General features: G+C 69.8%; 19 protein-coding genes and 1 pseudogene. 10 read left to right on the plus strand and 10 right to left on the minus strand.

Annotation, left to right across the window (positions count from 1 at the left end; translation table 11 throughout):
- Nucleotides 1–20: 20 nt before the first annotated feature.
- The 7 genes from BLS50_RS25875 to BLS50_RS25905 all read right to left on the minus strand — a co-directional run bounded on the left by BLS50_RS25875 (nt 21) and on the right by BLS50_RS25905 (nt 7534).
- On the minus strand, nt 21–959 hold the full coding sequence (locus BLS50_RS25875; RefSeq protein WP_074805099.1) for an alpha/beta hydrolase: 939 nt from the start codon (nt 957–959) through the stop codon (nt 21–23).
- Nucleotides 960–997: 38 nt separating this feature from the next.
- Nucleotides 998–2152, minus strand: a complete 1155-nt coding sequence (locus BLS50_RS25880) for an acyl-CoA dehydrogenase family protein (protein WP_074805101.1) — start codon at nt 2150–2152, stop codon at nt 998–1000.
- Between the two features lie 37 nt (nt 2153–2189).
- Nucleotides 2190–3512, minus strand: a complete 1323-nt coding sequence (locus tag BLS50_RS25885; RefSeq protein WP_074805104.1) for an MFS transporter — start codon at nt 3510–3512, stop codon at nt 2190–2192.
- A gap of 10 nt (nt 3513–3522) precedes the next feature.
- Entirely contained in the window at nt 3523–4575 is a 1053-nt protein-coding gene (locus tag BLS50_RS25890) for a porin (RefSeq protein ID WP_074805106.1), read from the minus strand.
- An 81-nt stretch (nt 4576–4656) separates the two neighbouring features.
- The gene (locus BLS50_RS25895) at nt 4657–5454 is read right to left on the minus strand and encodes an enoyl-CoA hydratase/isomerase family protein (RefSeq protein ID WP_080486924.1); all 798 of its coding nucleotides are present in this window, start codon (nt 5452–5454) and stop codon (nt 4657–4659) included.
- The gene (locus BLS50_RS25900) at nt 5451–6671 is read right to left on the minus strand and encodes a CaiB/BaiF CoA transferase family protein (protein WP_074806722.1); all 1221 of its coding nucleotides are present in this window, start codon (nt 6669–6671) and stop codon (nt 5451–5453) included. Before BLS50_RS25900 ends, BLS50_RS25895 begins: the two co-directional genes overlap by 4 nt.
- A gap of 80 nt (nt 6672–6751) precedes the next feature.
- Complete coding sequence (locus BLS50_RS25905) at nt 6752–7534, minus strand: crotonase/enoyl-CoA hydratase family protein (RefSeq protein WP_074805109.1); 783 nt, start codon at nt 7532–7534, stop codon at nt 6752–6754.
- Nucleotides 7535–7668: 134 nt separating this feature from the next.
- On the opposite strand from BLS50_RS25905, the gene BLS50_RS25910 reads away from it, so the two are divergent.
- From BLS50_RS25910 to BLS50_RS35565, 4 genes and pseudogenes are all read left to right on the plus strand, one after another.
- Nucleotides 7669–8433: an IclR family transcriptional regulator gene (locus BLS50_RS25910; RefSeq protein ID WP_011694884.1), complete on the plus strand. Its 765-nt coding sequence runs from the start codon at nt 7669–7671 to the stop codon at nt 8431–8433.
- A gap of 123 nt (nt 8434–8556) precedes the next feature.
- Nucleotides 8557–9609 carry a CaiB/BaiF CoA transferase family protein gene (locus BLS50_RS25915; protein WP_074805111.1) on the plus strand — a complete coding sequence of 351 codons (1053 nt, stop codon included), beginning with the start codon at nt 8557–8559 and terminating at the stop codon, nt 9607–9609.
- Between the two features lie 128 nt (nt 9610–9737).
- The gene (locus BLS50_RS25920; protein ID WP_069231758.1) at nt 9738–9986 is read left to right on the plus strand and encodes a type II toxin-antitoxin system Phd/YefM family antitoxin; all 249 of its coding nucleotides are present in this window, start codon (nt 9738–9740) and stop codon (nt 9984–9986) included.
- A pseudogene (locus BLS50_RS35565) lies at nt 9976–10257 on the plus strand (type II toxin-antitoxin system RelE family toxin). Before BLS50_RS25920 ends, BLS50_RS35565 begins: the two are co-directional and overlap by 11 nt.
- A gap of 42 nt (nt 10258–10299) precedes the next feature.
- Here the strand turns inward: BLS50_RS35565 and BLS50_RS25930 are convergent.
- Nucleotides 10300–10743, minus strand: coding sequence for a PaaI family thioesterase (locus BLS50_RS25930; protein WP_006480333.1), 444 nt, complete (start codon nt 10741–10743; stop codon nt 10300–10302).
- A 266-nt stretch (nt 10744–11009) separates the two neighbouring features.
- Here BLS50_RS25930 and BLS50_RS25935 point away from each other — a divergent pair, with 266 nt between their 5' ends.
- Complete coding sequence (locus BLS50_RS25935) at nt 11010–12629, plus strand: methyl-accepting chemotaxis protein (protein WP_074805115.1); 1620 nt, start codon at nt 11010–11012, stop codon at nt 12627–12629.
- Here BLS50_RS25935 and BLS50_RS25940 read toward each other — a convergent pair.
- The gene (locus BLS50_RS25940; RefSeq protein WP_074805118.1) at nt 12602–13711 is read right to left on the minus strand and encodes an AGE family epimerase/isomerase; all 1110 of its coding nucleotides are present in this window, start codon (nt 13709–13711) and stop codon (nt 12602–12604) included. The two genes, BLS50_RS25935 and BLS50_RS25940, sit on opposite strands and share 28 nt — an antisense overlap.
- Before the next feature lie 116 nt (nt 13712–13827).
- Here BLS50_RS25940 and BLS50_RS25945 point away from each other — a divergent pair, with 116 nt between their 5' ends.
- The 4 genes from BLS50_RS25945 to BLS50_RS25955 all read left to right on the plus strand — a co-directional run bounded on the left by BLS50_RS25945 (nt 13828) and on the right by BLS50_RS25955 (nt 16981).
- Nucleotides 13828–14526, plus strand: a complete 699-nt coding sequence (locus BLS50_RS25945) for an MgtC/SapB family protein (RefSeq protein WP_074805121.1) — start codon at nt 13828–13830, stop codon at nt 14524–14526.
- 105 nt (nt 14527–14631) lie between these two features.
- Nucleotides 14632–16020, plus strand: a complete 1389-nt coding sequence (locus tag BLS50_RS25950; protein WP_074805123.1) for a flagellar hook-length control protein FliK — start codon at nt 14632–14634, stop codon at nt 16018–16020.
- Nucleotides 16021–16194: 174 nt separating this feature from the next.
- The gene (locus BLS50_RS36070) at nt 16195–16350 is read left to right on the plus strand and encodes a hypothetical protein (protein WP_006480339.1); all 156 of its coding nucleotides are present in this window, start codon (nt 16195–16197) and stop codon (nt 16348–16350) included.
- Nucleotides 16351–16501: 151 nt separating this feature from the next.
- Complete coding sequence (locus tag BLS50_RS25955; RefSeq protein ID WP_027807975.1) at nt 16502–16981, plus strand: GNAT family N-acetyltransferase; 480 nt, start codon at nt 16502–16504, stop codon at nt 16979–16981.
- A 238-nt stretch (nt 16982–17219) separates the two neighbouring features.
- On the opposite strand, the gene BLS50_RS25960 is transcribed toward BLS50_RS25955, so the two are convergent.
- A complete protein-coding gene (locus BLS50_RS25960) occupies nt 17220–20285 on the minus strand; it encodes a heavy metal translocating P-type ATPase (RefSeq protein ID WP_074805126.1) in 3066 nt (1021 codons plus the stop codon).
- Nucleotides 20286–20750: 465 nt separating this feature from the next.
- Here BLS50_RS25960 and BLS50_RS25965 point away from each other — a divergent pair, with 465 nt between their 5' ends.
- Nucleotides 20751–22187: a DUF1254 domain-containing protein gene (locus BLS50_RS25965; RefSeq protein WP_074805129.1), complete on the plus strand. Its 1437-nt coding sequence runs from the start codon at nt 20751–20753 to the stop codon at nt 22185–22187.
- Nucleotides 22188–22249 lie beyond the last annotated feature (62 nt).

The following is a 22249-nucleotide window of genomic DNA, read 5'->3' on the forward strand; positions in this document are numbered from 1 at the left end:
GGCCGCCCGCGTCGTTTTCGTCAGCCGTGCAGGAAGCGGCGCAGCGCGTCGTGGCTGAGGCGGCGCGCCGTTTCCGAGACCCGCGCGCCGGGCACGATGTCGAATCCGTGTACGCCGCCGGGCAGCACGTGCAGTTCGGTCGGCACGCCCGCGCGGAGCAGGCGCTGCGCATAGTCGAGATTTTCGTCGAGGAACAGGTCGAGCGAGCCGACCGACAGGAACGTGGGCGGTAGGCCGTCGAGTCGCGTGGCGCGCGCGGCCGCCGCGTACGGCGACACGCCGTCGATGCCCGGCGCGTGACCGAGCAGCGCGGTCCAGCCGAACCGGTTGTTGGCCGCATGCCAGATGAATTCGCCGGCATGTGGATGCGGCGGGCGCGTGCAGGTGCGATCGTCGAGCATCGGATAGATCAGGTGTTGGAACGCAAGCCGGAATTCGCCGCGGTCGCGGGCCAGCAGCGCCAGCGCGGCGGCCAGTCCGCCGCCCGCGCTTTCGCCCGCCACGCCGATCCGCGCGGCGTCGATGCCGAGCGTATCGGCGTGACGGAACACCCATGCGAGCGCCGCGTAGCAGTCTTCGATCGCGCCGGGAAACACCGTTTCCGGCGCGAGGCGATAGTCGATCGAGATCAGCGCGCAGCCGAGGTGTGTGACGAGCAACCGGTGCACCGCTTCGAGCTCCTTCGCCGCGCCGCGCACGTAGCCGCCGCCGTGCATGTGGACGATCGCCGGGAGCGGGCGCGCGTGGCCGTCGGGCAAATAGACGAGGACCGGGACGTCCGGCGCGCCGGCCGGGCCGGGTACCGTGCGGCGTTCGAGCGTGCTGCCGGCCGGATCGGGCGGCGGCAGCGGCAGCACGCGCTGGCGCGACTGTGCGAGGTTGTCGGCGCTGAGCGTGACGGTCGGCCAGGTCTCGAGCAGCGGGCGGATTTCGGGATCGACGAGAGGCAGGGTGTTCAACGCAGGGCTCCATCGTGGGAGTGGGCGGCGCGCCACGGTCAGAGCACGCTGCGTGCGACGACCCAACGGTGCACCTCGGTCGGGCCTTCGAAGATGCGCATCAGCCGCGCCTCGCTGGCCATCTGCTGCAACGGCATTTCCTTCGTCATGCCCATCGCGCCGAGCGTCTGCATCGCATGATCGATGACGGTCGACGCCATTTCGGTCGCGAACACCTTGACCATCGAGATCTGCGTGCGGGCGTCCTGCCCGGCATCCACGCGCGCGGCCGCTTCGTAAGTCATCAGGCGGCATGCGTGGATCTGCGTGAGCGCGTCGGCGACCCACCACTGGACCGCCTGGCGCTCCGCGAGCGGCACGCCGAAGGTCGTGCGCTGTTTCGCATGGTCGCACAGGAGCGCGACCGCGCGCTCGGCGCGGCCGATGCACCACGCGGCCATCTCCAGCCGCCGGTTCGCGAGCCGTGCCTGCATCGGCGCGAAGCCGGCGCCTTCCCGGCCCAGCAGTTGCGTGCCGGGAATGCGGCAGTCTTCCAGCGCGATTTCGTAGGTCGACAGCCCGCCGATCATCGGAATCCGGCGTTCGATGACGAAACCCGGCGTGTCGCGCTCGACGATGAACGCCGACATGCCGCCGCGCTTGCCCTTGCTGCGATCGGTCAGCGCCATCACGATCGTCCAGTCGGCTTCGGCCGCGTGGCTGATCCAGATCTTCCGGCCGTTCAGCACCCAGCCGTCGCCGTCGCGCACGGCGGTCGTCGACAGCGCGCCCGGATCGGAGCCGGCGCCCGGCTCGGAGATCGCCATCGCGGCACGCGTGGCGCCGCGTGCGTACGGGTCGAGATAGCGCGCGCGCTGCGCCGCGTCGGCCGCATCGCACAGCATCCGCAGGTTCGGCGAGTCGGGCGGCAGGATGTACGGGGTCACGGTCGTGCCGATCGCCTCGTTCACGCCGACCATCGCGACGGCCGGCAGATCCGAGCCGCCCGCGTCGAGCGGCGCGTCGAGTCCCCACAGGCCGAGTTGCCGGGAGCGTTCGTCGAGGTGCGCACGTTCGTCGGCGAGCAGCCCGAAGCGCTGGCCGTCGGCCTCGCGCGCCATCACCGCCGCTTCGAGCGGAATCAGTTCGTCCTTCACGAAACGCGCGACGAGGTCGCGGATCATCCGGTGTTCGAGTTCGAGTTCGAAATTCATGAGGGTGGTCCGTTCAGGAGAGAAAGAAGGCGCGCCGTCAGCCGGCGTTCGTGTGCACCGCCGCGCGGGCGCGCAGCGTGCCGAGCAACGCGAGCGCGCCGGCCGCCAGCAGCGCGGCATTGAAATAGAGGCCGCCGCGCATCGATCCGGTGGCCGTGTTGAGCACGCCCATCAGGAACGGGCTCGCGAATCCGCCGATCGCGCCGGTCATCGTGATCGCCGCGATCGCGACCGCCATCGAGCGCTTCGGCAGCGCGAGCCCCGGCAGCACCCAGAACGCGGGCAGTGCCGCGGCGTGGGTGGCGACCGCGATGCACAGCGCGATCATCAGATGCGACGTGCCGGCGCTGCTCGCGAGGCCGGCGAGGGCCGCCGCGCACGCGAGCATCGCGACGGCGCCGTGCTTGCGCCATTCGCGCCGGCGCTCGGTGCGCCAGCCCATCGCGAGCATGCCGACGATGCCGCACAGGTACGGCAGCGCGGACAGCAGTCCGATCTGCATCGCGCCATGCAGGCCGCCGCGATGCAGGATCACGGGCATCCAGAACACGAGCGCGTAGCCGGCGGCCGCGATCGCGAAATTGGCCGCGCACAGCAGCCAGAAATCGCGATGCGCGAGCAACGGCCGCGCCGCGTTCGCGGCCGGCGTATCGGCTTCGGCCTGCGCGTGGGCGGCGCGCAGCGCGGCCTTGTCGGCGTCCGACAGCCAGTGGGCGTCGTCCGGCCGGTCGTCGAGAAAGCGCAGTGCGACGAGGCCGAGCGCGCTGCTCGGCAGCCCTTCGACGACGAACAGCCATTGCCAGCCGCTCAGGCCGCCCACGCCGTCGAAGTACGACAGGATCGCGCCCGACACGGGGCCGGCGATCAACCCCGCGAGATACAGCGCGGTCATGAACAGCGCGAACGCCTTGGCGCGCTGCCGCGGCGGATACCACGCGCCGAGATAGAACAGGATGCCGGGGAAGAAGCCGGCCTCGAACACGCCCAGCAGGAAGCGGCACGCGTAGAACTGCGCGGGCGTCGTGACGAACATCGTCGCGGTCGAGCCGAGGCCCCACAGCACCATGATCCGGGCAATCGTCCGGCGCGCGCCGATCCGCGCGAGCCACGCGTTGCTCGGAATCTCGAACGCCATGTAGCCGATGAAGAAGATGCCCGCGCCGAGCCCGTAGACGGCGTCGGAGAAGTGCAGTTCGGCGGCCATCTGCGCGTGCGCGAAGCCGATGTTGATCCGGTCGATGAACGACAGCGTGTAGCACAGGATCAGGAACGGCAGCAGCCGGCGCGAGATCCGGCGATAGAGTGCCTGCGTCGCGCCGTCGTCGACGGCGGCCGGGTGGGTCGAAAGGGTCGAGGCCATGGGCACTCCGTCAGAAGCGGTGAACGATGCCGAGCGCGAACACCTGCTCGGTGCCGCCCGGTTGCGGCTGCAGGCCGGCGACGACGGTATTGCGGGCGTCGCCGCCGTTCTTCATGTAGAGATAGCGGGCGTAGAGCGAGGTCCGCTTCGACAGCGGATGGTCGTAGCCGACGCCGAGCGCGGTCGCGTCGTTCGCCGCGCCCTTCACGTCGCGGCGCACCACCGACACGAGCACGCGATCGAGCGCACCGACGTTGATCGACGCGCCGACGCTCGCGGTCGAGAACGCGGGCAGGCGCGCGGCCGTGCCGACGCCGTACAGGAACGCGGCGTACAGCTTGACGCGCGCGAACGCGTAGTTGGCCGCGAACACGTAGTGGCGGGTCGTCGACGGGGAGACGACGGGTGCGAGGTTGCCGGCCGACGTATCGCCCTGGAAGCCGGCGCCGACGTACAGTCCGCCGATCCGGTACTGCAGCCCGGCGCCGTAGTTGCGTCCAGCCTGCGTCGAGAGCGCGTTCGGCGTCGGAAAGCCGTACGTGGCCATCACGCGCAGGCCGTTCCAGTCGGGGCTCAGGTACGACGCTGCCTGGTTGAAGCGCGGAATCGGCGGCGTCGTGTTGCTCGTGATCGTGTCCGTCGACGTGGCGAGCAGCGCGAGCGGCGACAGCCGTTCGTTGAGTCCGAACGGATCGCCGTCGTACACGACGTAGAACGCGGGCGTGTATTGCCGGCCGAGCCGCAGGTCGCCGTAGCGCGTGTTCTGCAGCGACACGTACGCCTGCCGGTAGAACAGCGTGCCGCCCTGGAACGATCCGTCGGCCGGCGAGAAGCCGCTTTCCAGCACGAATTTCGTCGACGTGCCGCCGCCGAGATCCTCGACGCCCGTCAGGCCGAAGCGGCTCGTCGACGCGCCACCGCCGCTTTGCCGCATGCTCGATAGACTGCCGATGCGATCGAATTCGACGTAGCTGTCGACGATCCCGTACAGCGTGACCGACGACGCGTGCGCCGGCGTGGCGCACAGCACGCACGCGCCGACCAGGAATGCTTTCCGTTGCATGAAGGTGTCTCCGTCCATGTTTTTTGGGCGCGCCCGCGTTCTGGGAGCGGTGCGCGCGGGTGCTGCGGTGCGGCGCCGGGCTCAGCGTCCCTTGAACACCGGCTTGCGCTTCTCGAGAAACGCGCGGGCGCCCTCGATCCGGTCCTCGCTCGCGTAGACGTCGGGGCCGACGTCCAGCCGCAGCGCGGCGGCCACCGGCAGCCCCTGGCTGCGCGTCGCGGTTTCCTTGATGCGGCGGATCGTGAGCGGCGCGTTCGCGGCGATCGTCTGCGCGAGCTCGCGCACGGTGTCGTCGAGCGCGGCGCCGGGCACGACGCGGTTGAGCAGGCCGGCGCGCTGCGCTTCGTCCGTGTCGAAGCGGCGGCCCGTGAACAGCAGCTCCATCGCGATCGCGTGCGGCAACATGCGCGGCAGCAGCACGCTCGCGAAGTTCGCACCCATGCCGACCCGCGCTTCGGGCAGCGCGAAGGTCGCGTGATCGGCGGCGATCCGCAGATCGCACGCGAGCGCGATTTCGCAGCCGCCGCCGATCGCGTAGCCGTTGATGGCCGCGATGGTCGGCTTGCGCAGCTCCAGGATCAGCTCGTGCACGTTGCGTGCGAGCCCGCGCATCGGCTGCATTCCGCGGATCTCGGGGTCGCCGAGATCGACGCCCGCGCTGAACGCGCGTTCTCCCGCGCCGCGGATCACGATGACGCGAATCGACGGGTTGTCGTCGAGCGTGACGAGTTCGTCGCACAGGCGGCGGATCGCTTCGGCGGACAGCGCATTGGCGACGTGCGGGCGATGGATCGTCAGCCACGCGATGCCGTCGGCGTCGTCGCGCAGGATCGACGGGGCATCGTCGCCCGCCGGTGAAGAAAAGCGCGGGGTGGTCATGACGCGCTCCCGGCCACGTCCGCCCGCGTGTCGTGCAGCACGCCGGCCTGCCGCAGCGCGTCGCGGCGCGCCGCGTCGATCCCGAATGCGTCGAGCACGGCGTCGGTGTCGGCGGCGAACGGCTGGGGCGGCCGGCGTATCGCGCCGGGCGTGCGGGACAGCTTGGCGGGGATGCCCGCGCCGGTGTACGTATCGGTGTCGACGAACATCGCGTTGCGCGCCGTCTGCGGATGGCCGAACGCATCGGCCACGGTGTTCACCGGCCCCGTCGCGACGCCGGCGTGCATCAGCCGCTCGACGACCTCGTCCGCCTGCAGTTCGGCGGTCAACTGGCCGAGCAGCGTGTCGAGCGCCTCGCGATGCGCGACGCGCTGCGCATTGGTCGCGAAGCGTGGATCGCGCGCCAGCTCGGGCACGCCGAGCGCGTCGACGAGCCGCGCGAACGTGCGGTTGTTGCCGGCGCCGGTCGCAACCGGCTTGTCCTTGCACGGATAGACGCCGTACGGCGCGATCGCGCCGTACACGTTGCCGGTCGCGACGGGCACGTTACCGGTCGCCATCCAGCTCGTGCTGACCGGATGCAGCATCGACAGCGCGGTGCTGAACAGGTCGATGTCGACGTGCTGTCCGAGGCCGGAGCGCGTCCGCTCGACCAGCGCGATCAGGATGGTGGAGACGGCGCTCAGGCCGGCCGCGTAATCGACGACCGGAAACGGCACCTTGAGCGGCATGCCGCCCGGCTCGCCGTTGATCGACATGAAGCCGGCGAGGCCCTGCGCGACCGCGTCGTAGCCCGGAAACCGCGCGAGCGGGCCGTCGGTGCCGTAGCCGGAAATCGAGCAGTGGACGAGGCGCGGAAAGCGTGCGCGCAGGCAGTCTTCGTAGCCGATGCCCCAGCGTTCGAGCGTGCCCTGCTTGAAGTTGTCGATCAGCACGTCGGCCGTTTCGAGCACGCGCAACAGCACGTCGCGTCCGTCGGGATGCGACAGATCGAGCGCGAGATTGCGCTTGTTGCGGTTGAGCCCCCAGTAGTAGCTGGAGATGCCGTTCGGCATCGCGGGCCCCCAGTCGCGCGTTTCGTCGCCCTGCGGCGGTTCGATCTTGATGACGTCCGCGCCGTGGTCGGCGAGCGTCTGCGCGCAGAACGGCCCCGCATAGACGCGGCTCAGGTCCACCACGCGCACGCCTGCGAGTGCGCCTTCGTTGCTGCTGGTCATGACGATGTCTCCTTCGATGTGGATTCGGCGGGCCGGCAGGCCGGCCTGCGCCGGCTGCACGGCCGCGATGCGTCGCGGGCTCAGCCGCGCGCGGCGAACAGCGCGGTGACGGCCGCGCGATGTTCGGGGCTGGCGTGCGCGAACGCCTGGTACGACGCCGACAGGTCGAGCAGCGTGTCGAGGCTCGCGTGGCGGCCTTCGCGCAGCAGCCGCTTGGTCAGCCGCAGCGCGGTGCCCGAATGGCGGGCGATGCGGCCGGCCAGTTCGTGCGCATGCGCGAGGAGGTCGCCGTCAGGCACGACGCGCGACACGAGCCCGCAGCGCAGCGCGGCCTGCGCGTCCAGCGCATCGCCGGTGAACGACATTTCCGCGGCGACGGCGGCGCCGACGATCCGCGGCAGGAACCATGCGCCGCCGTCGCCCGGCACGAGACCGAGCGCGATGAAGCTCTCCGCGAAGCGCGCGCGCTCGGCGGCGATGCGGATGTCGCACATGCATGCGAGATCGGTGCCGGCGCCGATGGCCGGGCCGTTGACCGCCGCGATGGCCGGCACTTCGAGGTGCTCGAACGCATGCGCGAGCCGCTGGATGCCGCGGCGATAGCTGGTCCGGATCGCGGCAGGGTCGTGTGGGCCGGCTTCCACGAATGCGCGCATCGCCTTCACGTTGCCGCCCGACGAGAACGTCGTGCCGGCGCCGGTCAGTATCAGCACGCGGATCGATTCGTCGCGGTTCGCTTCGTCGCAGCATTCGGTCAACGCGTCGATCGCATCGGTGTCCGAAATGGCGTTGCGAGTGTCGGGACGGTTCATCGTGACGGTCAGGATCGGGCCCTGCCGTTCACGGATCAAAAAGGCTGCCATGGTGTCTCCGTATGTTCTGTGCCGCGGGACTTCACGTCGCGGGCCGAAGCCTAGTATCGTCACGACGGTCGGCGGCGGGAAATTCCGTTCCACATACGTGGAAGGCCCCTGCCGGTCGCTGCGGAGGGGGCGGGATGAGCGGAAACGTGGTCAAGAGCGCGGCGCGCGTATTCGAGGTGCTGGAACTCTTCAGCACCTTGCAGCGGCCGCTGAGCGTGCGCGAGATCGCGACGCGCTGCGGGTATCCGGGGTCGAGCGCGGCGGCGTTGCTCACCAGCATGAAGACGCTCGGCTATCTTGCCTACGACGATGCAACCCATGCGTATGCGCCCACCGCGCGGCTCGTCAATCTCGGCGAAGCGCTGGTCGATTCGGCGGCCGGCAGCCGGCGGCACTGGCATGCGGTCGCGAAGCGACTGGCGGCGCGCACGCACGAGGCGGTCGTGATCGCGGTGCAGAGCGACCTGTACGTGCAGTACATCGACGCGGTCGAGGGCTCGCATTCGATTCCGGTGCAGTTCTATGCGCCGATCGGCACGCGTCGCGAGATCTGCATGTCGGGCCTCGGCTGGGCGTTGCTGAGCATTCAGCCCGACAGCGCGATTCGCCGGCTCGTGTCGCGCAGCATCCGCCGGATCGGGAAGTCGGGCAGGACGATCGACGAGGACGTCGTGCTCGACAAGGTCGAACAGACGCGCCGGCTCGGCTATTCGTATTCGGCGCATACCGTGACGCAGGGCGCCGCGATGATCTCGATGGTGATCGCGGACGGCTGGAACGGGCTGCCGTTGGCGATGGGCGTGGCCGGGCCGGTCGAGCGGATCGACCCGCATCGGGACGCGATCGTGCGCGCGATGCGGTCGGCGCTGGCGGAGCGGGCGGGCGACGGGTTGCGCTAGGGCCAGCGCAAGCCCGTCACTAGCGTGAGCAGGCGCTGGCCGCGAAGCCGGTGCGCGCAGGCATTCGCATAGAATCGGAAAGTTTCGCCGCTCCTGTTCCGACTGCAGTTCAGCGAGGTCGCCATGTCATTGAATGCACCGCTTGCCGGTATCCACATCGTCGAATTCGAAGGTCTCGGCCCCGGCCCGCTCGCGGGCTGGATGCTCGCCGGCATGGGGGCACGCATCACACTGATTGCACGCCCGTCCGGCCGGACCAGCGCGCCGGACGCGCTGCGGGCTCGCGACGGCGACTTGTTGCGCGAAGGCAAGACGATCGTCGAACTCGACCTGAAGGCGCCGGCCGGGCGTGACGCCGCGCTCGACCTGATCGCGCAGGCCGATGCGTTGATCGAGGGCTTGCGGCCCGGCGTGATGGAGCGGCTCGGCCTCGGGCCCGACGCTTGCGCGCGCCGCAATCCGAAGTTGGTCTACGGGCGCATGACGGGCTGGGGCCAGGACGGACCGCTCGCGACCGCCGCCGGGCACGATCTGAACTACGTCGCGCTGACCGGGTTGCTGTCGCTGTCCGCGCCGCGTGACGGCCGGCCAGGCGTGCCGCCGACCGTCGTCGGCGATGCGGGCGGCGCGCTCGGGCTCGCGTTCGGGATCGTCTGCGCGTTGCTCGACGTGCGCGGCGGCGGGCCGGGGCGCGTGGTCGACGGCGCGATCGTCGATATCGTGTCGATGCTCGGATCGCTCGCATTGTGGGCGCGCGCAAACGGGCAGCTCGACGGCGCGCAGCCCAGCCTGTTCCACGACGCGCCGTTCTACGACGTGTATCGCTGCGCGGACGGCGAATGCGTGACGATCGGCGCGCTCGAGCCGCCGTTCTATGCGCTGCTGGTCGAACGGCTCGGACTGACCGACGTCGATCCCGCGTCGCAGTACGACCGCGCGCACTGGCCTGCGCTGAAGGCGCGTTTCGCGGAGGTGTTCGCGCGGCAGCCGTCCGCGCACTGGCGCGCGCTGCTCGAAGGCACCGACGCGTGCTTCGCGCCGGTGCTGAGCGTCGCCGACGCGGCCGTGCACCCGCACAACGCGGCGCGCGGGATCTATCGGACCGATGAGCACGGGAACGTGCGGGCGCGGGTGGCGCCGCGGTTTTTGCCGTTGGCGGGGGATGAAACAGACTAGGGCTGTCTTTCAGGAGGTGGTTTCCGTTCGTCGACGGCCGAGTGTCGACTGCATCAGAGTGTCAATTTTGGTGCTTAGTCTCGTATCAAATTAAGTACAATCGGCGCTCGATTGGAGAAAGAGCAGATATGCCTCACACCATTCTGGCGAGCGTGACGGCTAGCATCTCGGAGCTAAAGCGGAATCCGATGGGAACCGTTGCCGCGGGCGAGGGTTTTCCGGTCGCCATCCTGTATCACAACGAACCCGCGTTCTACTGCATTCCAGCGAAGACGTGGGAGGCGATGGTCGAACGCCTGGAAGACACCGAAGACAATGCGATGGCCGATTCGCGCGCCAGGGAGAAGGTCGTCAAGGTCAATTTGAATGACCTTTGAACTCGCCTTTCTCGACCCCGCATTGAAGGAGTGGAAGAAGCTCGATCGCGCCGTGCGCGATCAGTTCAAAGCGAGCTAGCCCGAACGGCTGGAGCATCCTCGCATCCCGTCAGCCAAATTGCACGGCCACCCGGATCGCTACAAGATCAAGCTGCGCGGTGTCGGTTATCGCCTCGTCTACGAAGTGCGCGACGCGGAAGTCATCGTGCTGGTGGTCGCGGTGGGCCGCCGCGAGCGTGATGCGGTCTATCTGGCTGCGATGAAACGCTAGCGCGACAGGCGTCGCGGCATCGATGCTTGCCGACGCAGCAACTCACGCCGTCTCCACCGGCGCATCCGGCATCTTGCCGTCGCCGACGCGGTTGATCGTGCCTTGCGCGATCGCGACGAGCCGCTCGTGGTCGCCGTCGATGACGAACACGTGGCACTGGCAGGTCGCCTGATGCCGGCCCGCGTACACGAGCTTCGCGCGGGCGACGAGCGTGCCGTTCACGGCCGGCCGCAGATAGTTGATCTTGTATTCGGCGGTGATCACGCGCGGGCCGAGCACGAGCGCGCCGGCGAACGTCAGCGCGTTGTCCGCGAGATAGCTGATGACGCCGCCGTGCACGAAACCATGCTGCTGCCGCAGTTCCTCGCGCACGGGCAGACACAGCGACACTTCGTTGTCGCCGATATGCATCAGCTCCGTGCCCAGCAGCATGCTGAACGGCTGCGCGCGCAATGCGCCGCGCGCGTGGTCCGTGATGTCGGTCATCGAACTTCCTTGAAATGAGTGCCCGCTTGCGCTGAACTCTAGGAAGGGGGCTCCGGATAAGCAAGGAAATTCGTCCGCGTTTCGTGCAAATCCCGGCGCGATGCGACGCGATTATTGCGTCGAATACGCAAGATCTCCGCGTTTGCGGGCGATTCGACGCGAATGCGCGCGATTGACCTGCGTGGTGGCCATTCCGCCTAAAGTCCGACGAAGAAATGCCGCTAATGCCGGGGCATTGCCTCATCGTCCGCTCTCCAGGAATCCCCATGTTCGGAAAAATCAAGCTCGCGTCGGGTCTGCTCGGCGTGTTGACCGTGTTCTGCCTCTTCTTGTTCGCGATCGAAGCGCTCGGCTTCTGGGCGCTCACGTCGACGCGCAGCGGCGTCGACGATCTGTCCAACGTCGCGATCGCGCAGGTCGACGCGGCCAGCCGGGCGACCGAGCAACTGCTCGACGCGCGCATCAACCTGTCGCGTGCCGGCACGCGGATGGTGCGCGGCGGGCCGAAGCCCGAGGACATCATCCGCCACGCGGGCACGTCGCTCGCGGAAGCGGACAAGGCGTTCGCCGTACTGACGGCCGCGCAGGCGGTCGACGACACCAACCGCGCGCGCGTCGCGGCGCTCACCGAGCGCTATCGCGCGCTGCGCGGCGCACTGGGCGAGCTCGTGCAGTTCCTCGACGCCGACAACATCCAGGCGTTCCTCGACCAGCCGACCCAGGGCTTCCAGGACGCGTACATCGCCGAGCTGCATCGCTTCACCGACTATGGCGGCACGTCGAGCCGCGCGGCGCTCGACACGATCGACGGCGGCATGCTGTGGTTCAAGTCGGTCGGCATCGTGCTGCTGGTGGCGATGCTCGCGGCGAGCGCCGCGATCTACGCGGCCGCGCGGCGCGCGGTCGTCGCGCCGCTGGAGCAGGCCGGCCGCCATTTCGAGCGGATCGCGCAGGGCCGTCTCGACGAAGCCGTGCAGGCGGGCGGCGTGTTCGAGATCGACCGGATGCTGCGCAGCCTCGGCGCGATGCAGACGAGTATCGCGGGCACCGTGCGCACGGTGCGCCAGGCGTCCGACGCGATCCACCTCGGCGCGGGCGAGATCGCGGGCGGCAACGCCGACCTGTCGGCGCGCACGGGCACGCAGGCCGCGTCGCTCGAGGAAACCGCCGCGAGCATGGAGGAATTGACCGCGACCGTCCGGCAGAACACCGACAGCGCGCGCGCGGCGAGCGCGCTGGCCGACGCGGCGCTCGAAGCGACGAGCCACGGCGGCGGCGTGGTCGACAGCGTGATCGACCGGATGCGCGGCATCGCGCAGCGCTCGGGGCGCATCGCGGAGATCATCTCGGTGATCGACGGCATCGCGTTCCAGACCAACATCCTCGCGCTGAACGCGGCGGTCGAGGCCGCGCGGGCCGGCGAACAGGGGCGCGGCTTCGCGGTGGTCGCGGGCGAAGTGCGCTCGCTCGCGCAGCGCAGCGCGCAATCGGCGAAGGAGATCAAGGCGCTGATCGAGGATTCGGTCGCGCAGATCAACGGCGGCGCGGAACTCGTCGAGCGCGCCGGCGACGCGATGCGCACGGTGTCGGCGTCGATCACGCGCGTCGTGCAGACGATGTCGGAGATCACGGCGGCGTCGGTCGAGCAGAGCGTCGGGATCGAGCAGGTGAACCAGGCCGTCACGCAGATGGATCAGCTCACGCAGCAGAACGCGGCGCTGGTCGAGGAAGTCGCGGCGGCCGCCGCATCGCTGAACGACCAGACCGCGCACCTGATGCAGGCGGTGTCGGTGTTCGAACTGGGCGACGGACGCGCCGCCCACGGCGGCCGCGCGGCGCCGTCGTTCGCCGCGACGGATTACGAACCGGTCGGCAGCGCCGCGTAGGCGGTTGCGAGGTGATAGGGCGTCGTCGACGGCATGTCGGCGCGCGATACCTGTCCGTCCGCCGTCTTGCATTCGAACCAGCCGCGCGGATGCAGGAAGCGCGCGGCGAACCGTTCGATCTGGCGTGCGAGCGGCGCGGAGGCCGGCGTGCCGCCGTGCGTCGCGAGCGCGCGCAGGTATTCGGTCTGCGCCCAGATCCGCTGCGTGCCGTCGATGCATGCGCCTCGAGCGTCGAGCGCCGCGCACACGCCGCCCGTCTGCGGATCGACGCCGTATTGTTCGGCGAACGCGAACGCGCGCGACAGCGCGGCGGGCAGCCCGGTCCGCGCGAGCCGCGCACCGGCCGCGTCCACCAGATAGAACCACTCGAACTGATGGCCGGGCTCGAAACGGTTGTCGGCTGATCCGAGCGGTAGCTCGGCCACGCAGCCGGTCGCCGCATCGACGAACGTGCGCTCGACGGCTTGCGCGGTGCGCGCGAGCGCATCGTCGAATGCCGGGTCGCCGAACGCATCGGCGGCCGCGAGCCACGCTTCGGTCAGGTGCATCAGCGGATTCTGCAGCGCACCGCTGCCGGATGACGAGAAATCGGCATGGCGCGCGGCATCGAGCAACGCGTCGCCGTGGCGTGGCGCGAAGCGGTCCTGGATCAGCGCGGCGGTTGCTTCGGCCACCGTGCGCGCGGCGGCGTCGCCCGACGCCGCATGCCACGCGGCGCACGCGAACACGATGAACGCGTGCGTATAGAGATCCTTGGTCGTATCGAGCGGCGCGCCCTGCGCATCGACGCTGTAGATCCAGCCGCCGTGGCGCGGGTCGCGAAAGTGCCGGCACAGCGCGTCGAACAGCGTGGCCGCGTGCGTGGTGTCGCCGGCCTGCGCGAACACGAACAGTTGCCTTGCGCACGCCATTGCGCGATAACGGGTCACGGGCAGCGGCGCGTGGGTAACCGGATCGACGGCCTCGAACGGCAATTGCAACGCCGAGTCGAACCCGGAACCCCGCCAGATCGGCAAGACGACGTGCGCGAAATGGTGGCGCAGCTGGGCGGCCTGGGCGGAAGCGGAGTCGGAAACGGACATGGCGGGGTTGAGCGCTTGGATCGAAACGTGTCGGCGCGGCCCGGAGAATCGGCGCGGCCGGGGCCAAGGATAAAACATTCCGCGCGGCCGGCACCAAAAAAAAGGAGAGAAATCGGATGCTCAGCAACCTGGAACTCGTGATGCGGCTCGTTCTCGCGGCGGCGCTCGGCAGCGTCATCGGCTTCGAGCGCGAGCGCCTGTCGTGGGCGGCCGGCCTGCGCACGCACATGCTGGTGTGCGTCGGCTCGACGCTGATCATGATCGTGTCGGCGTTCGGTTTCGCCGACGTGCTCGGCACCAGCGACCACGTCGTGCTCGATCCGTCGCGGATCGCCGCGCAGGTCGTGTCGGGCATCGGCTTCCTCGGCGCGGGCTCGATCCTGCTGCGCGGCGAGATCGTGCGCGGGCTGACGACGGCCGCGAGCCTGTGGTCGGTCGCGGCGATCGGCCTGGCGGTGGGCGGCGGGCTCTATGTCGCGGCGATTTCCGCGACGATCATCATCCTGATCATCCTGGCCGGCATCAAGCCGCTGGAGCGGCGCTATTTCACGGTTCGCCAGCGGCGCCAACTCGCGTTGACGGTCGCGAGCGGCACGCTGACGTTCGATTCGCTGCACGCGGCGCTCGGCCCGGACAGTGCGCGCGTGAAGCAGTTCATCGTGCAGCGTGCCGACGACACGGGCGAGCAGGACGAGGTGCGCATCGCGCTGGCGCGCGTGTCGGAACTCGAATACAAGGCCATCTGCGCCAAGCTGCGCGCGCTGCCGGGCGTCACGCGCTTCGACGGCGGGAACGGGCTGGCGGGCGACGAATAGCGTGACTCGATTGCGTGACTCGGTTGCGGGGCGTGCGACAATGGCCGACCACCGATTCCGTTCGACATCCGGGTTCGCGTCTGCGGGCCCCGCTATCCGATTTCCATGACCGAATCCGTTTCCACGCCTCGCTCCCGCTCCCGTTCCACCCGTTCGTCGGCCCGTTCGCGCCCGCGCTCGGCCGCTGCCGCAGGCAGCACGTCCGCCAAGGCGACGGTACGGTCCGGCAGCGCACCGGCCGGCGACGCGCCGCGCGACGAACGGACGCTCGACCTGTTCGGCGATCCGGTGCTGGAGCCGGGCGAGCGCATGCCGGTGACGGCGCACGAGGAAGCGCTGGTGGAAGCCGATGCGGCGGCCGTTGCCGATGACGGGCGACAGGCTACGCTGGACGGGTTTATCCCGCCGGCGGACGCGGCGGCGGCAACGCATGCGGAAGCTGAAGGTACGGCGGCGGAGGATGGGGCGGTCGAGGCCGTTTCCGTTTCGACGCCTGAAAGCGATGTGGCCGCGAACGTCGACGGCGCATCGGCAGAGGGGCTTGCAACGCAGGCCGCCGATTCGCCTGCGGTCGACGGCGGCGTAACGCAGATCGACGTGCCCGCGGTCGACCGCGCCGCGAATGCGGAGACGAAGCTGCAAGCCGCCGATGGCGCTGCGGCGCAGGCGGCGGAGTCGCCAGCGGCAAATGGCGAAGTCGCGAAGCCTGTCGTCGAGGCGGCGGTCGTCAAATCCCGCGAAGGGAAATCTTCGGGCGACGCCGTGAAGGAGCGCCGCGCGTCATCGGGCAGCAAACGCCGGGTCGCTGCCGGCGCCAACGAAGCGGCGGCAACGCCAGCCGCACCGGTTGCGACGAGCGTCGATTCGAAGCCGGAAGCGGTTGACTCGAACCCGCCGCTGGTCGTCGCCGTGCCGGTCGAGCCACAGACGCCGGCACAGCCGGTCCAGTCGGCACAGTCGGTGCGGCCGCTCGAACCGGCAATCGCCGCGCCTTCCGCGAAGCCCCGCGACACGACCCCGCAGCCCGACGCTTCGCCGTCGCCGGTTGCGCAGCCGGTGGTATCCGCCGCCTCGTTCGTGACCAAGCCCTCGTCGGAGCGCACGCAACCGCCCGCGCCGGTCTTCGATCCGGACACGCACCTGCGCCCGCTGACCGACCGGCTCGCCGCGCTGCAGTCCGACGTGGACGGCCTGACGCGGTCGGCCGATCGCGAGATGCGCCGCGTCAACCGGCTGCTGCTGGCGCTGGCCGTCGTCGTGCTGGTGGGGCTCGTCGCGCTGGTGCTGCAAACGCGGCAGATCGCGCACCTGAAGCAGGACGTGGCCACCCAGCAGCAACGGATCGATCGCCTCGCGGCCGATCTGTCGACGCAGCAGGCCACGCTGATGACGCTCGAGGAGCACCACGAAGCGCTTCTGTCGCAAGTCGACCGGCTTCAGCGCAACGCGAACCGCGAGGCGGCCGTCGCGAAGCGGGTTCGTCGCACCCGCTAACGTTTCGACCCTATCCTGACAGCCCGACGCAGCAAGGATCGCTGTTTCCCGCCGGCGATCGGCTGTCGCGCGGGTGCAGCAAACCGATGCAGTTCGCTGGCAGAGTTCAGGGAAAACCCTTAGAATGGAGGCGTTCTAAGGGAAAACCCTAGCCACATCTGTCAGGAGTCTCACATGAGCTTCATCTTCGCCCTGCTGCAAAAAATCGACGACCTGTTCGTGTCCCCGCACCTGCCGCTCGACGCCGACTACTCGTACGCCGCACGTCACGCGGAAGCCGAGCGCGTGCGCCGTGCAAACCTGGTGCCGATCGTCCTGTACCGTCGCTGATTCGCTGATTCGCTGATTCGCTGATTCGCTGATTCGCTGATTCGGCGCGGCGTCCGCCGTACCTGCTCGCCCGTTTTCCACCGCCGCCTCGCGCGCCGGTGCGACCGTCCCGCTACACCGGAAGTCCGATTCCGTTCACGGCGACCGGGCCATGCTGCAGATGCGGCCGATGACGGCCGGCGAATTCCACGCGTACCGCACGCGAGCCATTGAAGGCTACGCGCGCGATCTCGTTTCCTCCGGACAAAATGCTGTCGAAGACGCGGCCGATCGTGCACGCGCCTGTTTCGACACGCTGCTGCCGGACGGCCTGCTGACCGCCGGCCAGACCCTCGTCACGCTCATCGATGGCGCCAGCGGCGACACGGTGGGCGACCTCTGGTACGCGATCGTCCCCGAAGGGCCGAACCGCACGCTGTTCATCTACGACCTCGACATCGTCCCGTCCCGGCGCCGCCAGGGCTGGGCCACGCGTGCGCTCGATGCGCTCGACGCCGAGGCGCGTCGCTACGGCGTCACCGAGATCGGGCTGTCGGTGTTCAATCACAACGCGGCGGCGCGTGCGCTGTATCGTTCATGCGGCTTCGTGCCGATCACCACGACGTTGATCAAACCGGTCGTGTCGGACTGAATCCGCCAGCTCGCGAGGCATCGTCATGGGGTTGCGATTCGACACACTGCGTAGCTGGCCAATGCCGGCACGCTTCGTGATCCTTCCTGACCGCCCACCGCCCACCGCCCACCGCCCACCGCCCACCGCCCACCGCCCACCGCCCACCGCCCACCGCCCACCGCCCACCGCCCACCGACTACCGACCACCGACCGCCGAACGGCCCATTCGGCTATCCCGCCTTCACGGCCCGCCGCATCAACGCGCGCGGCCTTTCCATCTCCGCAGCAGCAACGCGTTGGTCACGACGCTGACGCTGGAGAACGCCATCGCCGCGCCCGCGATCACCGGGTTCAGCAGGCCGAGCGCAGCGAGCGGCACACCGACCAGGTTGTACACGAACGCCCAGAACAGGTTCTGCTGGATCTTGCGGTACGTGCGTTTGGAAATGTCGATCGCGTCGGCGACGAGCGCCGGGTCGCCGCGCATCAGCGTGATGCCGGCCGTGTGCATCGCGACGTCGGTGCCGGTCGCCATCGCGATGCCGACGTCCGCCGCGGCGAGCGCGGGCGCATCGTTGATCCCGTCGCCGACCATCGCGACGACGCCGCCGTGCGTGCGCTTCAACTCGGCGACGACCCGCGCCTTGTCGTCGGGCAGCACCTGCGCATGCACTTCGGCGATGCCGAGCGCCGCCGCGACGGCCGCCGCGCTGCCGCGGTTGTCGCCCGTCACGAGCGCGCTCGCGACGCCGCGCGCCGACAGCGCCGCGATCGCGTCGCGGGCGCCCGGCTTCACGGTGTCGCCGAACGCGATCAGCGCGAGCACCGCGCGCGGCGCATCGGCACGCATCAGCCACGAGATCGTGTTGCCCGCGCGTTCGAGTTCCGCTGCGCGCGCATCGAGCGCCGGCGGCACCGCGATGCCGAGTTCGTCGCGCCAGCGCGTGCTGCCGAGCGCCAATCGCTGCCCGCCGACGTGCGCTTCCACGCCGCGCCCGGCCACCGCGCGCGCATCGGTCGCGACGACCGACGCGGCTGCGCCGCCCTGTGCGGCCACGTCCGCGTCGTGCGCGACGACCACCGCACGCGCGAGCGGATGGTCGCTCTGCCGCTGCACGGCCGCCGCGAGCGCGAGCGCTTCGGCGCGCGGCATGCCGACGGCGTCGAACGCCGTCACGGACGGCTTGCCTTCGGTCAGCGTGCCGGTCTTGTCGAACGCGATCACGGTCGTGCGTTGCGCAAGCTCGAGCGCTTGCGCGTCCTTGATCAGCACGCCGTGCCGGGCCGCGACGCCCGTGCCGGCCATGATCGCGGCGGGCGTCGCGAGACCGAGCGCGCACGGGCACGCGATCACGAGCACCGCGACCGCGTTGAGGATCGCGGTTTCCGTCCCGGCGCCGGCGATCAGCCAGCCGACCAGCGTCAGCACGGCGATGCCGAGGATCGCCGGCACGAACACCTCGCTGACGCGATCGACGAGCCGCTGGATCGGCGCCTTCTCGGCCTGCGCGGATTCGACGAGGCGGATGATGCGCGCGAGCGTCGTCTCTGCGCCGATCGCGGTGGTTTCGACGACGAGCGCACCTTCGCCGTTGATCGAGCCCGCCGTGACGGCGTCGCCATCGTCCTTCGGCACGGGCAGGCTTTCGCCGGTGATCAGCGATTCGTCGATGTGCGAGTGGCCCGACACGATCCGTCCGTCGACGGGCACGCGCTCGCCGGGCCGGATGCCGACGCGCGTGCCGACGCGCACCTGCGACAGCGGCACGTCGCGTTCGACGCCGTGCTCGACGACGCGCGCACGGTCGGGGCGCAGCGCGTTCAGCGCGCGGATCGCCTCGGTGGTCTGGCGCTTCGCGCGCGATTCGAGCCACTTGCCGAAGCGCACGAGCGTGACGATGACGGCCGACGCTTCGAAATACAGATGGCCCGGATGCGCGGGATCGCGCAGCAGCATCCACAGGCTCAGCCCGTACGCGGCCGACGTACCGAGCGCGACGAGCAGGTCCATGTTGCCGGTGCGTGCCTTCACCGCATGCCAGGCCGCGCGGTAGAAGCGCGCGCCGAAGCCGAACTGCACGATCGACGCGAGCACGAGCTGAAGCCAGCCGGGCAGCATCAGGTCGATACCGAACGGTGCGGCGAGCATCGGCGCGACGAGCGGCGCGCTCAGCACGGCGGCGCCGATCACGAGGTTGCGTTCGCGAATCGCTTCGCGGCGCTTGCGGGCGTCGGGGTCCTGCGCGGGGCGGGCTGGCTGTAAGTCGGCGCCGGCCGGTGCGCTGGCGGATGACGCGGCCGGAAGCGACGCACGGTAGCCGGCTGTGGTGACCGCCGCGATCAGCGTGGCGGCGTCGAGTGCGCCGGCGCCGTGCACCGACGCGCGTTCGGTCGCGAGGTTGACCGTCGCGCGGGCGACGCCCGGCACGGCGGCCAGCGCTTTTTCGACGCGGCCGGCGCAGGACGCGCAGGTCATGCCGTCGATGTCGAGTTCGACGTCTGCGGAAGCGGGCGTGGCAGCGGAAGTTGCGGGCCGAGCCGAGACGGCGATCGGTGTCGCGCCGTAGCCTGCCTGTTTCACCGCATCGACAAGCTGGGCGGCGGACACGTCGTTCGACGCGTCGACCGTTGCACGTTCGGTTGCAAGATTGACCGATGCCCGCGTGACGCCCGGAACCTTCGCGAGTGCCTTCTCGACGCGCGACACGCAGGACGCGCAGGTCATCCCGTCGATGTCGAGTTCGATGTTTGCGGGCGCGGTGGGCAGGGTAGGGGCGCGGGCCGGGACGTCGGTGTCCGACGCCGTCGGCGTCGCGCCGTAGCCGGCCTGCTTCACGGCATCCGCCAATTGCGTGGCCGAAACGCCGGCCGACGCGTCGACCGTCGCACGTTCGGTCGCCAGGTTGACCGATGCACGCGTGACGCCCGGCACCTTGACGAGCGCCTTCTCGACGCGCGACACGCACGACGCGCAGGTCATGCCATCGATATCGAGTTCGATCGTCGTGGCGGCAGCCGGCGCAGACGGCGTTGCGTCGGGCGTCGCGTGCGCCACATGCGTGGGCGCAACCGCTTCGCCGGCCGCTTCGCGCACTGCTGCGCCGTAGCCGGCCTCACGGACGGCGTCAACGAGCTGATCCGGCTCGACGGTCTCCTGCGCGGTGACCGTCGCCGTATGCGCATCCAGATCGACCGCCGCATCGACGACGCCCGGCACGGCGGCCAGCGCGCGCTGCACGCGGCCCGTGCAGCCGCCGCAATGCATGCCGTCGACGCTCAGCTCGATCGTTTGCAGCGCCGCGGAGGCAAGTGGTTCAGTCATGTTGGATTCCCCAAAAGCGCGGTTCGTGCCGCGAATGGTTCCAGTATCAACATTCCCATGATGGTAAGGTCAAGCGTCGGCGACGATGCGACGCAGGTCATGCGCACAGGGTGTCACAACGCGGGAAAAGCGATCGCCCGGCTTCCGTACGGACGCGCCGGTGCGCGCTGAAGCGCCGAGCTTGGCGCTCGCGAGGGGTTTACGGGCCGATGCTCCCGACGCTGTTCCAGTTTTTTGCGGAATCCCGTGAACTATTTCAGATTTTTTGACGATTCGGCTAGCGTTTTACCCGTTATTCGGCATATTGGGGGATGCCCTTAGGCGCTATGATACCGGCCTGACATCAGCGCCCACCGTTACGAAACGTAGCGAAACGGTCATCCGGGCACGCTGGGGTGCCTTGCTTCGCCGTTCGCGAGACGAACAGGGCGTTGACTGAAAAGAACGATATTCGGCCAGTAATCGATGATTGAAAACCAGCGAGAATCAGTTTCTCTGCGACGCGCGTGCGCGTCGCTGGCCATTGCGGCGTTGCTTGCAGGATGCGCGTCGCAACCGGACGCGATCCAGCGGAAAACCGGCTGGATGCGCGCGGAAGTCGCCGACTCCTATATCTATGCGTATCCGCTCGTGCTGATGGACGTCGCGAAGGAAGCGGCGACGGGCGGAGACGGCGCGCAGCCGGGGCAGGCGCCGCTCAACACGCTGCGCCACGCACAGGCGCTGCCGCCCGTCGGCGCGATCAATCCGCCGCTGCCGGGCGTCGACACGCTCGACTCGACCGGCTGGCTCGACGTCGCGGCCGAACCCGTGATCGTCACGCTGCCCGACACGCGCGGCCGCTACTGGGACGCCCGCGCGCTCGACATGTGGACGAACGTGCTGTGGTCGTCGTCGAGCGTCGCGGCGCGCGGCGCCCGTGGCGCCGGGCGGTCGCAAACGATTGCCTTCGCCGCGAAGGACTGGCAGGGCACGCTGCCGAAGGGCGTGCAGCGTGTCGACGTGCCGTCCGCCAATGCGTGGCTCGAAGTGCGCTTGCAGACGAGCGGCGGGCGCGACCTGACGAACGTGAAGAAATTGCAGCGCGCGATCCGCGTGGTGCCGCTGTCGGTCTACACGGGCGCCGAGCGCGGCGCATCGGTCGCGGTCCATGCGGGCAGTGCCCCATCCGAAGCGGTGGGTGGCGGCACGCCGGCCGAACAAGTGGCCGCGCTCGACCCGAAGGCGTTCTTCACGCGCTTCGCGCGGGCGCTGCAGGACAATCCGGCGCCGGCCGACGACGCACACGCGCAGGAATCGCTCGGCGACATCGGCGTGACGGCCGGCTACCCGGTGCTGTGGACGGGCGACCGTCTGACGGCCGCGACGGCCGGCGTCGCCGAGGCGCGTGCGCGGCTCGCGACCCCGCCGTCGAACCTGCTGAACGCGAACGGCTGGACCTGGCTGGGCGATACGGCCGGCAAGTACGGCCAGGACTACGCGCTGCGCGCGTATGCGGCCTACACGCAGTTCGGCACCGCGACGCGCGACGACGAGACGCTCGCGATTACCCGCGTCGACAGCGACGGCCACGCGCTGAACGGCGCGAACCGGTACGTGCTGCATTTCGCGCCGGGCGCGCTGCCGCCGGTGCGCGCGTTCTGGACGCTCACGCCGTATACCACCAACGGCGCGTTGCCCGACGTCGGGTCGGCGCGCCGCTCGCTCGGCGATCGCGACCGGCTGCGCCGCAACCACGACGGCTCGATCGACATCGTCGTGTCGGCGTCGCCGGGCGGCACGCATGCGGCCAACTGGCTGCCGGCGCCGCGTACCGATTTCGCGCTCGCGTTGCGCCTCTACGCGCCGAAGCCGCAGGCGAGCGACGGCTCGTGGATGCCGCCCGTCGTCGTCCGGAAATGAACGGTTGACCGCCGCCGTTGTCCGATCGGCGGGCGCGGCGGCGGCGCCCGACCGCCGTACCG

Origin of the sequence: Burkholderia orbicola (genome assembly GCF_900100915.1) — a bacterium.
Taxonomy (GTDB): Bacteria; Pseudomonadota; Gammaproteobacteria; order Burkholderiales; family Burkholderiaceae; genus Burkholderia; species Burkholderia orbicola.